Annotated in this window: 12 protein-coding genes; 4 read left to right on the plus strand and 8 right to left on the minus strand. The window is 56.6% G+C overall.

Annotated features, from left to right (window positions below):
* Positions 1-73: 73 nt before the first annotated feature.
* The gene (locus tag ACFQE9_RS14150) at positions 74-1,603 is read right to left on the minus strand and encodes an oligosaccharide flippase family protein (protein WP_379746094.1); all 1,530 of its coding nucleotides are present in this window, start codon (positions 1,601-1,603) and stop codon (positions 74-76) included.
* A gap of 4 nt (positions 1,604-1,607) precedes the next feature.
* Positions 1,608-3,245 carry an alkaline phosphatase family protein gene (locus ACFQE9_RS14155; RefSeq protein WP_379746097.1) on the minus strand — a complete coding sequence of 546 codons (1,638 nt, stop codon included), beginning with the start codon at positions 3,243-3,245 and terminating at the stop codon, positions 1,608-1,610.
* An 85-nt stretch (positions 3,246-3,330) separates the two neighbouring features.
* Here ACFQE9_RS14155 and ACFQE9_RS14160 point away from each other — a divergent pair, with 85 nt between their 5' ends.
* The 3 genes from ACFQE9_RS14160 to ACFQE9_RS14170 are packed head-to-tail and all read left to right on the plus strand — an operon-like array spanning position 3,331 to position 5,054.
* On the plus strand, positions 3,331-3,801 hold the full coding sequence (locus ACFQE9_RS14160; protein WP_379746100.1) for a dTDP-4-dehydrorhamnose 3,5-epimerase family protein: 471 nt from the start codon (positions 3,331-3,333) through the stop codon (positions 3,799-3,801).
* Entirely contained in the window at positions 3,798-4,871 is a 1,074-nt protein-coding gene (locus tag ACFQE9_RS14165; RefSeq protein ID WP_379746103.1) for a glucose-1-phosphate thymidylyltransferase, read from the plus strand. The genes ACFQE9_RS14160 and ACFQE9_RS14165 overlap by 4 nt, the downstream gene beginning before the upstream one ends.
* A gap of 3 nt (positions 4,872-4,874) precedes the next feature.
* Positions 4,875-5,054 carry a hypothetical protein gene (locus tag ACFQE9_RS14170; RefSeq protein ID WP_379746105.1) on the plus strand — a complete coding sequence of 60 codons (180 nt, stop codon included), beginning with the start codon at positions 4,875-4,877 and terminating at the stop codon, positions 5,052-5,054.
* Here the strand turns inward: ACFQE9_RS14170 and rfbD are convergent.
* Positions 5,051-5,929, minus strand: a complete 879-nt coding sequence (gene rfbD, locus ACFQE9_RS14175) for a dTDP-4-dehydrorhamnose reductase (RefSeq protein ID WP_379746108.1) — start codon at positions 5,927-5,929, stop codon at positions 5,051-5,053. The genes ACFQE9_RS14170 and rfbD overlap by 4 nt on opposite strands.
* A 52-nt stretch (positions 5,930-5,981) precedes the next feature.
* Between rfbD and rfbB the strand changes: the two genes are divergently transcribed.
* Entirely contained in the window at positions 5,982-6,902 is a 921-nt protein-coding gene (gene rfbB / locus ACFQE9_RS14180) for a dTDP-glucose 4,6-dehydratase (protein WP_379746111.1), read from the plus strand.
* A 41-nt stretch (positions 6,903-6,943) separates the two neighbouring features.
* Here the strand turns inward: rfbB and ACFQE9_RS14185 are convergent, their stop codons facing one another.
* The 5 genes from ACFQE9_RS14185 to ACFQE9_RS14205 all read right to left on the minus strand — a co-directional run.
* Positions 6,944-7,930, minus strand: a complete 987-nt coding sequence (locus ACFQE9_RS14185) for an NAD-dependent epimerase/dehydratase family protein (protein WP_379746114.1) — start codon at positions 7,928-7,930, stop codon at positions 6,944-6,946.
* A gap of 69 nt (positions 7,931-7,999) precedes the next feature.
* On the minus strand, positions 8,000-8,179 hold the full coding sequence (locus ACFQE9_RS14190) for a hypothetical protein (RefSeq protein WP_379746117.1): 180 nt from the start codon (positions 8,177-8,179) through the stop codon (positions 8,000-8,002).
* 153 nt (positions 8,180-8,332) lie between these two features.
* The gene (locus ACFQE9_RS14195; protein ID WP_379746129.1) at positions 8,333-10,498 is read right to left on the minus strand and encodes a VirB4 family type IV secretion system protein; all 2,166 of its coding nucleotides are present in this window, start codon (positions 10,496-10,498) and stop codon (positions 8,333-8,335) included.
* Complete coding sequence (locus tag ACFQE9_RS14200; RefSeq protein ID WP_379746120.1) at positions 10,491-11,612, minus strand: hypothetical protein; 1,122 nt, start codon at positions 11,610-11,612, stop codon at positions 10,491-10,493. The genes ACFQE9_RS14195 and ACFQE9_RS14200 overlap by 8 nt, the downstream gene beginning before the upstream one ends.
* A partial coding sequence (locus tag ACFQE9_RS14205) for a hypothetical protein (RefSeq protein ID WP_379746123.1) occupies positions 11,612-12,664 on the minus strand: 1,053 nt, incomplete at its 5' end. The genes ACFQE9_RS14205 and ACFQE9_RS14200, both read right to left, overlap by 1 nt.

Raw genomic sequence — 12,664 nt, forward strand, 5'->3', positions numbered from 1 at the left:
TTTGAAAACGCACCGCTTCACCTTCAATCCTTATCTGAACACCGCCGAAACTACAGAGCCAAGGCTTTCAATTCTACCGGTTATTAGGCATGAGAAAGAACTGAACCAAGGGGAATCCAAGGCGATCATCAATTCGAGATGCAATCTCACGATCATCATCAGAAAACCCGCGGGCGACACGAAGCACGAGAAAATAGTTAGAGGCGACAAAAAGTGGTAAGAGAACGGCAGTTAGAAGATCGCCGCTCATGAAGAAAACAACCAACCGGCCAACGACGATAGAGGGCACAATCGCGAGCCAGACCTTAAGTAACCGTGGGCTGAGGGGTGTAATCGATCGAAGGAGATAGATCTCAACGACGCCAACGAGCCCAGCAACAGTCAAGGCGCTCCCGGTCGCAATTCCCGCACCGAGAATTCCAAAACGTGGGATGAAAAACACGTCAAGGCCACCATTAACGGTGACCAAAACAAGCGTATTGAATAGCGTGAGACGAGTATGTCCAAGCCCCTCTAGAATCATTCCCTCCGGACCAAAAGCTGCGTTTAGTAGAAAGCCAACCACGAGCGCGACGAGGGCAGTACTCGCGACCACGTATTCGTCCGTAAATAGGAGTGACAGATAGATGTCGGGAGCTAAAATGAGAGTGATCGCGACTGGAAGAGTAAACATAGTCACCCATCTCGTCGCGAGCTGATATCGAATTTCAAGGAGAGGAGTGTTGAACTGATTTTCGGCTACCATCGGTTTAAACACGGGCGTAACAGCACTGAGGACGATAAGGAGATTTGCAGCGAGGAGATATGAGACTCGATAGTAACCCACGTCAGCAGAACTCAAAAAATATCCAATAACGAAGTAATCAATTTGCCCGACAAGCGAATAAATAACGCCTGCCAAAACTAACGGAAGAGAATACGAGAGGAGCGATCGATTTGAGATCGAATCCGATTCTTCAGTTTGGATCCAGTCCGCCTCGTAGACGAGAAATCCGATTCCACACGCAACTGCGATCGCTAGTCCAAGGAGATAACCGCCGATAAGACCAAACAGACCAGCACCTGCCGAAACAAGTAAGATCGCACCGATGGTCCGACCGAGTGGATTGAGAAGGTCCCGTATTATGACACGGTACTTCATCTTTTTGAGACTGTTAAACGAGGCAAGTAATGTCCTGAAAACCGTCTGCAATGGAATAAGAAGAATAAAAAAAGTCAAGATCGTCGCTATCCGAGGCTCGTTGAACATCGTTGCTATCTGCTCTCTAGCAAGAAAAACAACGCCGGCACCAAGTACGGAAGCAAAAATACCGATTAAGAACACGTTCTGAAGCGTCTTTTTGGCTTGGCCGTAGTTGGAATTACTCAAAAACTGAGGAACAAAATAATCAACTGACCGATAAATGTTCAGGCTGGCGAATCCCTGAACGAACATTACGATGGAAAGACCAAGAGTAAAGATACCGTATTCTGATGGTGTGACAAGACGTGTTGCAACGACGACGAAGGCAAAACCAAGGGCCTTCCCCAGAACGTTCCCTACGAACGTGATACTCCCTTGAGTGGCTAATGTAAAGATACCACTATCGCTATCGTCACTCATCTCCTCACCCAAGATACCCCATATCGCTCAGTTGTTGTTCAAGTTCAGCCTCTTCCTCGTCGTTCCACTTCCGATCTCCAATACCGGACTGTCCATACTTCTCTGTCTTCCCAATTTTTCGTTCGTTCACTATTTCACTTGGAAAAAGTCCCGTCAGAACAGTTCCATCCATCGCTGTGGGTACCGGACAATCCTGAAGATAGAGCAATGTCGGTGCGATGTCAAACACATTCGCTCCATCAATCGTTCCTGTCTCGAAAGACGGCCCGCTAGCGATGAAGATTCCTTCTGTCCGATGATCGCCGGAGCGGTCATGTGCGTTCTGTGTCGATGGCTGTAGAAGCGACTCCGATCGACCCCCCTTCAGGGTACAATCTGGAACCGTACGAACGATGAGGTCCGGCGCATCGTCCAGCATCCACCCCTCGAAAACCTCATCGCTACGGATCACCGCTTCAACCAATTTCTCACCCGTTTTCGGATGTCGGAGCGAACGGAGAGAATCTCGAATTTCCTCGACGACATCATCATACTGGCTTCGCGAAACCGTTCCTTCTGTAAATTGTTCCTCAAGGTTAACGTACAATCCTTGCCCCGATAACGTCGTGAAGAACGCTTGCGTCTCGCCCCAAACGGTATCACGACGTGATTCATGCTGAAAGCTACTTCCAAATTCGAACCATGACTCCGGAAGTATCGACTTCACCACGCGATCGAGATTTATTTGCGTTACCGCATTCCAACTAGCCTTGAGCGTCGTTGCAAGCACGTCATTAACTACTTTTCTCGTGGATTCTTCGGAGCGCCGAGTGAGAAATCCTTCCTCCTCCAACCACTCGTCGATGTATATATCGTAAGACAGAGGCCCGAAACCGTGATCCGAAAGTATGAGTACGTCACAATCGTCGTCGATCTCGTCTGAAATCCGGCCGATACCGTGATCAACCGCCTCGTAATACTCCTCAATGGCACCGACCAGTGGGGAATCGGGATCGTAACGGGGGTGGGAGTCGTCGAAGTACTTCCAGAAAAAGTGCTGGACACGGTCGGAGCCGTCATAGACGGTCATCGAAAGGTCCGTTTCATGATCTCTGATCAACTCGAGAAAGAGGTCGGTCTGTCGTTCGGCGACCTGAATGAGGTTTCGTTTGAACGCTTCGTAGTCACCGGACTGCTGTAACGACCAGTCCTCAAAGAGGCTGTCAACAGGCCCAATCTGGTCAATGAGCGTGTCTGGTGTTGCAAAGTCATCAATGATGTTCGGCGTCGGAAAGCCCGTAATCATAAAGCCGTCAACGTCGTCCGGCGGGTAGGTGAAGGGTACCTTGAATAGTCCCGTGGTCGTTCCTTCATCGTTCATAACTGTCCAAAACGGGGTAGCACGACGATCAGAGGAGTTGATCGAACGCCTATTGTATTCTTCATCGAACGTACTAAAATCGAAGATTCCGTGTTTGCCGGGATTCGTCCCGGTCTGGATCGAACTCCAAGCGGGAGGTGAGACTGGTGGAGTAACTGATTCCAGCGGACCAGAAACCCCCTCTTGTTTGAGCTGAGCGATATTTGGTAAATCTCCGCGATCGATCATCGGATCGATAACACTCCACTCGCCCCCATCAAGTCCAATAACGAGCGTATCCATTTGTGAGAAATCTACTCACCAATACTGATAAACGCTTAGATAGACACCGAAAAGCCAATAGTTGGCTTAGATAATTCCTACCTAGATGACCAACATTCACGGCGTCGAAATCCGCGATCTCCAAGTGAATGCCGACGAACGCGGTCACCTCGTCGAGATGTTTCGCGAGGACTGGGACGAGTACGATCCCGAACCGGCGATGTCCTACTTCTCGATGAGCTATCCCGGCGTCATCCGGGCGTGGCATCGCCACACGCGTGGACAGATCGACCACTTCGTCTGTCCGCAGGGACGGATCAAGGTCGGCGTCTACGACGACCGCGACGACTCCCCGACACAGGGCGAACTGAACACCTTCGTCATCGGTGAGCACGATCAACAGGTCGTCCGTATTCCGGGCGACTGCTGGCACGGGTTCAAGGTGATCGGGAACGAACAGGCACTCCTGATCAACTTCCCAACGAACCTCTACGACTACGAGGACCCCGACGAGGAACGACTCCCACCCCACACCGGCGAGATCCCGCTCGACTGGGAGGCCGAACCCCACGCATGAAGGGTGTACTGTTGGCGGGCGGGACCGGATCCCGACTCAGGCCGATCACCCACACCGGCCCGAAACAGCTCGTTCCGGTCGCGAACAAACCGGTGATCCAATACGCCATCGAAGATCTCCGAGAGGCCGGAATCACCGAGATCGGCGTCGTGCTCGGGAACAAGGGCCGGGACGCGATCCAGTCGTTCCTCGGAGACGGAAGAGATTTCGGCGTCGAGATCACCTATATCGTCCAGGGCCGCCCGCTCGGGCTCGCCCACGCCGTCGGCTGCGCGGAGTCGTTCGTCGACAGCGACGACTTCGTCGTCTACCTCGGCGACAACATGCTCAAACGCGGGATCGTCGACGTCATCGAGAGTTTCCGTGCCGGCAGCTTCGACGCCGGAATCGCACTCCAGAGGGTCGACACGCCGGAGCAATTCGGGATCGCAGCAGTGGACGACGAAGGAAGAGTGACGCGTCTCGTCGAGAAGCCGGACGATCCACCATCGAACCTCGCGCTCATCGGCATCTACGTCTTCACCCCACGAATATTTGACGCGATCGCGGAGATCGAACCGTCCTGGCGGGGGGAACTCGAGATCACCGACGCGATCCAGACGTTGCTTGACGATGGGGCGGCGATCGACTCACAGGTCGTCGAGGGATGGTGGAAGGACACCGGAAAACCGGAAGACGTGCTCGAGGCGAATAGACTGGTTCTCGAGGACACCGAAGCCACACGAGCCGGTTCCATCGATCAGGACGCGACGGTGGACGGTCGGGTCCACCTCGACGAATCGTCGACGATCGAGGCGGACGCGGTCGTTCGTGGTCCCGTCTCGATCGCGGAAAACACGACGATTGAGCGTGGAACGTACGTCGGCCCGTATACGGCGATCGGAGCCAACTCGACGGTTCGGAACGCCCACGTCGAAAACAGCGTGGTCGTCGGTGACGCGGAGATCACGACGAACGGCCGAATAATCGACAGCCTAGTCGGACGTGGTGCGTCGATCCGAAGCTCCGAAGGACGCCTTCCGGAAGGTCGCCGCCTCGTCGTCGGAGAGAACTCACAACTCGAACTCTAGTCCATGCGCATCATCACGCTCACCTGTCCCAGCTGTGGAACCGTCGTCGCCGCAAACGAACTCGAGGACAACCGGGTCATGAAGTGTCCCGGAAACGGCTGTGAATCGATCCTCCGATTCGACGACCTCCCGGAGGAGGAGCGATCCTTCTACCTGGAACACAAGAGCCAATACCGGCTTTAGAGGAGCGAGGAGAGGTCCTCCGCGAGAGTTGATTGCGGGCGACTCAAAGTCCTCTCGACTTTCGTCGTGTCGAAACACGTATTTCGCGGTCGCTTGGCATCGCGTTCCACGTCGGTCATCGAACTCTCCGTGAGCGTCGCGTCGTCGAACCCAATCTCCTGAAGGAGCAACTCTCCGAATTCGTAGGGCGTGACACAGGAGCGACTCGCGACGTGAAACGTTCCATTCTGGCCCGCTTCGAGGAGGTCGAGGAGGGTCGACGCGGTGGCTGCGGCGTACGACGGCGTGATTCGCTGATCGGTGAACAGGGGGATCTCGTCTCCTGAACGTGCTCTATCACGAACCCACTGCGGGAAGCCCGACAGCGTTCCGTCCGGAAGCGATCGACCGTAGACGAACGAGAGGCGAGCGATCAACGGGGATGAATGCGCGTCCCGAACGAGACGCTCGCCGGCGAGTTTGGACTCCCCATACACCTGCTGAGGGTCGGGTACTGCATCCTCCGGGTAGGGTGTGTCTCGCTCACCATTGAAGATATAGTCCGTAGAGGTGTGGATCAGCGTCGCGTCGATCGCATCAGCTGCCCGAGCGAGATGTTCCGCTCCCTCCGCATTCACGGCGTGTGCCCGGTCCGGGTCCGACTCACAACCGTCGACGTCCGTCATCGCCGCACAGTTGATGACGGCATCGGGATCGGTCTCGTTGAGAAGGTCCTCGACGTCAGTCCGGGATGTAATGTCGAGCTGGTAGCTGGGCTGATCGAACCCGGGATCTACGGAGTGATACGTCCCGACAACTGTAGCGCCACGCTGGTCGGCGATCGTCGCGACGTTCCCGCCTAACAGCCCGTTCTCGCCGACCACGAGTATCCGCATATCGGCGGTGTGATGGTCAGAGATAAATAGGTGACGACGCACCCTCTGACCAATGCGTGTGCTGGTTACCGGTGGTGCCGGGTTCATCGGTTCGAACTTCGTTCACCATCTCCTCGAAACGACGAATCATCGGGTTCTGACGCTCGACGCCCTGACGTACGCGGGGACCACCGAGAACCTGTCCGGCGTCCTCGATCACGATCGCCACCGGTTCGTGGAGGGAGACATTCGGGACGAGGAACTCGTGGACGAACTCGTCGAGGCGTGTGACGTGATCGTCAACTTCGCCGCGGAATCACACGTCGACAGATCGATCCGGGACGCCGAACCGTTCGTCGAGACGAACGTGGATGGAACACGAACGCTCCTCGACGCCGCACTCGAACATGACATCGATCGGTTCGTACAGATATCGACGGACGAGGTGTATGGGACGATCGAGTCCGGAAGTTTCGGCGAAGACGATCCGCTCAACCCACGGAATCCGTATTCGGCGACGAAAGCCGGCGCGGATCTCCTCGCGTTGAGTTACTACACGACACACGACCTGCCAGTCATGGTGACGCGTTCGTCGAACAACTACGGTCCTCGCCAACACCGAGAGAAACTGATTCCGAAGTTCATCACGCGCGCAGCGGCGGGTGAGGATCTCCCGCTATATGGTGACGGGTCGAACGTCCGAGAATGGCTGTACGTCAAGGATAACTGTCGAGCTGTGAAATCGGTCCTCGACGATGGACAACCGGGGGAGGTGTACAACATCGGTAGCGGGACAGAACTGACGAACCTCGAAGTAACGAAGCAGATCCTCGACGTCGTTGGTGGGTCAAAAGACCAGATCGAGTTCGTCGAGGACCGTCCGGGACACGATCAGCGATATTCCCTCGATACTACGAAGCTTCGATCCTTGGGGTGGGAGCCGAAATGGGAATTCCGAGATGGCCTGAAGGCGACGAGAGACTATTACCTCTGACCGGAGAGTCCAGCGTGACCTCCCCGATGAATCGTGGTGACCTACGCTCCCCGCACCAACGGCTCGTACCACTCCTGATTTTCTTCGTACCACTGGATAAACTCCTCGACGCCCTCCCTGATCGACCTCGAAGGCTCGTACCCGATCAACTCACCAGCCTTCTCAACGGACGCGTGCGTATGCTCGGCGTCCGCCTCCCGTGCGGACTCGTACTCGATCGCCAACTCCGGCGCCAGTTGGTCCCGAACCGTCTCCGCGAGTTCCTGTATCGAGATGGTGTCCGAACTCCCGATGTTCATCACCTCGCCGTCGGCAGCCCCCGACGTCAACAGCGTCCGGTTCGCATCCACTACATCGGCCACGTACGTGAAGTCGCGCGTCTGCTGGCCGTCCCCGTAGATCACCGGCGGCTCCCCGTTCACACACCGCGAGACGAAGTTCGAGATCGCCATGTTCGGCCGCATCCGGGGACCGTACACTGTGAAGTAGCGTAAACACACCGTGGGCAGATCGTGCAACTCGGTGTAGACGCGCGCGTAGTGCTCCTGGGCGAGCTTCGAGACCCCGTAGGGACTGACGGGTTCGGTCGGGTGGTCCTCGGTGTAGGGCAGCGACTGCGGCTTGCCGTACACCGACGAGGAGCTCGCGATGATCACGCGATTCACGCCCGCCTCCTTCGAGGCCTCGAGCAGGGTCACCGTCCCGTCGACGTTGATCTCGGTCACCTTCTCCGGGTGTTCCACGCTCGCGCGGACGCCCGCCTGGGCGGCCTGGTGGACGACGACGTCGACGCCCGAGACGACCTCGCCGACCGTCTCGCGATCGCGCACGTCCCCCTCGACGAGCCGGTAGTCTACGCCCGCCTCACGTGCGGCCTCGCGATGTCGGTCGATCGTGTGGCGTTTGATCCCCTCGTCGTAGAACGGCTCGAAGTTGTCGAGGACCGTCACGTCGTGTCCGTCGCGGAGGAACGCCTCCGCCAAGTGGCCGCCGATGAACCCGGCCCCACCGGTGACGAGAACCTTCATTACCGAGACGACCACGAGCGACGGCCAAAAACCTCCCGTCTTCGCGATCGGAGCGAACCCCGATCGCCGTCACGAGATGATCTCAGCGCCGACTGGTTCATGCGTGATCTCGACGAGCGCACACTCCACCAACGCGACGATCGACGTCGAACTTCGATCGGTCGGAAGCGCCACGTCCAGATTCGCCCACGGTGGCTGGCTCGGGAGATGCTGCGACTCGACGTCATCAATAGTACTGTCTACAGTCATGGGTCAACACGAGAGCTCACTGCGTGCCCCCGCTCCCCTTAGGGGGAGAAAAATACTCTCGCGGAGCGACGTCACCTCGAGATACGGAGGTTGGCCGCACTCGGGTGTCCACCCGACTCCGTCTGCGGGCGTCCACTCACCAGCGCGTAACCATCACCCCGGTGAATCACCCGGTCCAGGTCGGTTAGCAGAACCACCAGAGTGTGACTCGGTTGTCGATCCATCCTCGCCGAGTCCAGTGACCACCGACCCAGCGTGAGATTCCGGGTCGAAGTCGATGACGTCCTTCTCGCGGGTCATTGCCTTGACCTGAATGCCTCGCCACTCGCCGTCGACGCCGACCAATGCTTCTGAAAAGCCATTTTTCTCGTTTCCCGGGACGGCATCCTGGACGAACCGCATCTGCGGATAGTTCATGCCGAACTCCTCGGCCCACTCTCGATCCATCCCCTCGAGTCGATGGAACTGCTTGACGGCACACTGGTCGAGAATTGCTTCGGATTCCGCGTGTTCGAAGAATTCGTCGACGGTCTGTGTGACTAATCGGATCGAGAGATCGTGGTGTCGGTGATGCCGAAAGACGGTCTCCAAAAACGACAGGCTCGCCGCATCCTGCATGATGTATCGAGCCTCGTCGATGTAGAAGACGACCTGCTTTTCCGTGACCTTCGCGCGTTCGTAGACCAACGAGATGAGTAACTGCATCGTGAGTGCGGTACTGCTTCCAACACTCCCTTCCTGTTGTGCGAGATCGAGGTAGATCACTTTCTCGTTTCGAATGTCGAACTCCGACGGTTCACCGAGATTTGCGTGGCGACCACCCTCATCGAATGGGCGAAGCTGATCCAGCAGCCACGTTGCATCTGTCTGGATTTTCGTTGTTTCCGCCTCGGAACGAACGATGAAGTCCTCGGGCGAGTCGATCATGTCTTCAAAGACATTCATCATGTCCCGGATGGTGGGACTCTGATTCGAATGGGTCGCGATGTCCTCGGAGATGTCACACCGAGCGTACGAACGGCGGAGGGCCAGTTCGAGCGTCGTTCGTCGATCGCCGAGCGCGATGCCGCGAAGCGCGAAGAAGTTCGTCAGAAAGCTCATCGCGTCATCGAGCTTTTCGTTGAACGGACTCGCATCGTTCCCCATCGCACGCTGAATGTGGATCGGTGTTTCGCGTATCTCGAGAGGGTTCAATCCAAGCGTCCCACCGACCGTGATACGCTTCGCACCCAGCGCTTCGGACACACCAGCCCAGTTATTCAACGGCTCTAGAATGATCCCAATTCGATCCCGACTCTTCTCGATGGATCTGATGAAGTTCTGTTTCGAACTGAATGATTTCCCGGAACCGGTATCGCCCACAGTAAACATCGCATACCCGTTATCTCGAGAAAACGGATCGATCACGACCGGGCTCTGATTGTCACGTTGCACGCCGAACTCGACGCCATCCTCTTCGAGAATCGTGGCATTGTGAGGCGAGGCAAGCAACGCACCGATGGCGCCGCCGAGCGCGATCGACGCCCGTCCAAACTCGTTGTGGCCGATCGGCGCCGCGGATTGGAGGGCGACGTCCTGGCGGCAGATGGCCGTCTTCGGCGTCAGGTTCGAGGGATCGTCTCGAAGCGCACTCTTGACCGTTTGGACATCGTTTCGGAGTTCCTCCTTCCCGTCCGCACGAACAACGACATACATCGCCTGATCGAACACCCTGGCTCCACCCTCGACCGCCGTATACGTCGATTTGGCCTCATCGGCCCGTTCTTGGAGGTACGCACTCCGAACACTCTTCTCGAGATCGGCGTCGACCTGGAGATCATCGGCCAGGTTCTGGAGCTCGCTACGCGCTCGTTCCTGGTTCTTCGGCGTGATGTGGACCGTCAGATCGAATTTCACGTCCGTGATGTCGAAGAGGGTACTCAGGTACCCGTCCTTGGGATAGTCGGGATAATCAGCGATATAGAGCGTCGTCGTCCACTGTTCGCCGACACGTGCCGCTCGCGTCTCCCACTCGATCGCCGCTGGGGCTGTCACGGTCTTGTGGGACTCCTCGACGTCGTCGAGAAATTGCCCATCAGCGTCGGATTCACTGAGCGTCTCCTCTTCCAGCACCGCTGAAAGATCTACTTCTGGGTCTGTCTCGTCCGATTCACCATCGCTTGCAGGTTGCGTATCCGAATTCCACCGTCGCTTGATCTCGATACCGAACACAAATGCGAGGGCACCATAGAGCATCGCTCCCTCCAACGAGGTGGGGTTCGAAAGCCACTCACCAAGGATGGAGACGATCTCGCCCCCTTGCAAGAGACCGTTAGTCATCGGTCGCGGTTCTCCGTTGCGACTGACCGACGATCGGTTGGTTTCGAACGGCAAGCGTGGCTTCGTCGTATTCGTGTTCGTGCCCGTTCCAGAAGTCCATATTCAACATGAACAGCTCGACGGTACTGAGCCGTCGAGCAGACCAACCCGAGGCCTGTTGAATGAACTCAGATCGAACTTCGTTGATTCGTGTATCCAGTTTCTCGAACATTTTTGCGCGTCGTTCAGCCTCCGAGAAGTCCTCGCGACGAGTCACAAACGGGGTGAACAGAAACCCGACAACGGGGAACTCCGTCAGTTTTTCTGCGGGTGTCCCCTCATCTTTCGATCGGTTATAGACCTCAAGCGGTCGTGCCTGGACGCCGAGATAATACCGGTGCTGTTGAATCCCTCGGTCGCGCATCTCCTGTGGGCGCTTCTCGCGATATTCCTCGAGCAACTCCTGCAGCGCAGGATTTGCAGCAACATCCTCGTCTTCCAGCCGAGCTTCGATATTTTCCGTGATGCGATCGACGGGAAACGATCGAGTCGTCGTGTGAAGCTTGATTTTCGAATCGAGTTCCTTATTCGCGAACGCCGCACCCGTTTCGTGGAGTGTGGCCCAATCAGACGCCATCGCGAAGTCCATATTCCCCGGGTCGATCTCGATGAAGGCTTCCATCGTTCCATCAGCACGCTGAATGGCTCCAGCACCCGGCCATGCACGTTTGACGTTGGTGAGGTCCTGCGTTCGCTCATCCGGTTTGAATGGCGTATAATTCGCTAATCCACCACGCGATCGCTCCGCCTCATTCGTTTCCGAATCAGGATGTGCCGGCGCTGCGAACGTGTGCGTCGGCCGCTTGAGATAGCGATAGACGTCGGTTATCCACGTCCACGCGTTCAGGTGGCTCGGAGTCATGAAGACGATCGCAACGCCGATCCCCAACCCGCCAGTCATCAGCGGTAACGCGAGCGAATTCAACCCGGAAAAGCTCGCGAAAAACAGCCCCACGATCGGCAACCCGACAATGACACCGATATCCCCTTCTTCGATGTTCAGATAGGGAATCCGACTGGCCTCGCCGAACTGATCCATGATACGTCGTGCCGCTTCGTCTTGATCTGTCGTCATCAGGTAGTGTCTCGTTCAGGATTATTCTCAGTACGTCTGTACGACGGAGTGGACTCCGTCTGGTCATCAGCAGTATTCCGTTGTGTCACTCGCTGCGCGAGCGCATGTCCTGCAGCAGCTTTCGGTCCAAATCGAGCTGCTGCAGCAGCGGTACTCCCACCGCCTACATAGGCGCCTGCTGCAACGCCCCCAACGAGAATCGCTCCCTTCGTTGCACCACTCATGACTCTCGCGGTCACGGGTGTCGCATATTTGAACGTCCGCCACGTGATGAAGACCGCAACCATCGGGAGCGACATCGCAACGAGATATCTGAGGAAGGTGTTCGCGGGAGTGAGCGTACCTCCAGTATACAGGAGATCATAGCCCTTGAACACGATTGCAGCAGGGAGTGGCAGCGCCGCAAGTGGGACGAACCGTCTCGCAAAGCCGAGGGCGATCTCCGAAAGAACCGGAACGTTGCCATACCCGATCGCCAAGGCGATCGGCATGCCGTAGATGTAGACGAACAACAGCACCTCACGGATGTAATAGAGGGCCTGGAGCAACCACATCGAGATTCCCCCAACGATGGCAAAGATCAACGAAAGACCCGGATTGGAGAGGGACGCAGAGAGAAAATCGATCATCACCCGAGCCAATGAGTCAAGACTCGGAAGCAGGGCGATCGTAAATCCATCGACGAGGTAGAGGAATACTGCACTCACCCAGTACCACGTGATGATGAGAAAGGCACCCGCCCACGCCGTTTTTCGCGTTTTCCGGCTCTCGTAGGCACTCCCGATGTTGAAGATGCGAATGGTGTGTCGGCCTTGAACGCAGATGGTCAGCGTCAATAGAGCGAGGATCATGATTTCGCCACCAACGAGCGTCTCGTAGAGCGTTATCCAGGGCTCATTCGATGGACTCCCAAAGACGAATGGACCGTCCGTCCGGGGTGTGGGAGTGCCGAAGAGCTCCACTGAAAGGGTGTCATATCCGGTGTGGACACCCTCCATAAACACGTCCGTCACCCAATCGACGACGTCCTTGGCGCCCTCCAGAACCACGTC

The organism is Halopenitus salinus (assembly GCF_042662125.1).
Classification (GTDB): Archaea; Halobacteriota; Halobacteria; order Halobacteriales; family Haloferacaceae; genus Halopenitus; species Halopenitus salinus.

What these genes read in the sequence shown, in the direction of transcription:
- rfbD (WP_379746108.1), bottom strand. Translation starts at nt 5,929, where the DNA reads ATGCGGATACTCGTGGTCGGCGAGAACGGGCTGTTAGGCGGGAACGTC.
- ACFQE9_RS14165 (WP_379746103.1), top strand. Translation starts at nt 3,798, where the DNA reads ATGAAGGGTGTACTGTTGGCGGGCGGGACCGGATCCCGACTCAGGCCG.
- ACFQE9_RS14160 (WP_379746100.1), top strand. Translation starts at nt 3,331, where the DNA reads ATGACCAACATTCACGGCGTCGAAATCCGCGATCTCCAAGTGAATGCC.
- ACFQE9_RS14155 (WP_379746097.1), bottom strand. Translation starts at nt 3,245, where the DNA reads ATGGATACGCTCGTTATTGGACTTGATGGGGGCGAGTGGAGTGTTATC.
- rfbB (WP_379746111.1), top strand. Translation starts at nt 5,982, where the DNA reads ATGCGTGTGCTGGTTACCGGTGGTGCCGGGTTCATCGGTTCGAACTTC.
- ACFQE9_RS14190 (WP_379746117.1), bottom strand. Translation starts at nt 8,179, where the DNA reads ATGACTGTAGACAGTACTATTGATGACGTCGAGTCGCAGCATCTCCCG.
- ACFQE9_RS14170 (WP_379746105.1), top strand. Translation starts at nt 4,875, where the DNA reads ATGCGCATCATCACGCTCACCTGTCCCAGCTGTGGAACCGTCGTCGCC.
- ACFQE9_RS14185 (WP_379746114.1), bottom strand. Translation starts at nt 7,930, where the DNA reads ATGAAGGTTCTCGTCACCGGTGGGGCCGGGTTCATCGGCGGCCACTTG.
- ACFQE9_RS14200 (WP_379746120.1), bottom strand. Translation starts at nt 11,612, where the DNA reads ATGACGACAGATCAAGACGAAGCGGCACGACGTATCATGGATCAGTTC.
- ACFQE9_RS14195 (WP_379746129.1), bottom strand. Translation starts at nt 10,498, where the DNA reads ATGACTAACGGTCTCTTGCAAGGGGGCGAGATCGTCTCCATCCTTGGT.
- ACFQE9_RS14150 (WP_379746094.1), bottom strand. Translation starts at nt 1,603, where the DNA reads ATGAGTGACGATAGCGATAGTGGTATCTTTACATTAGCCACTCAAGGG.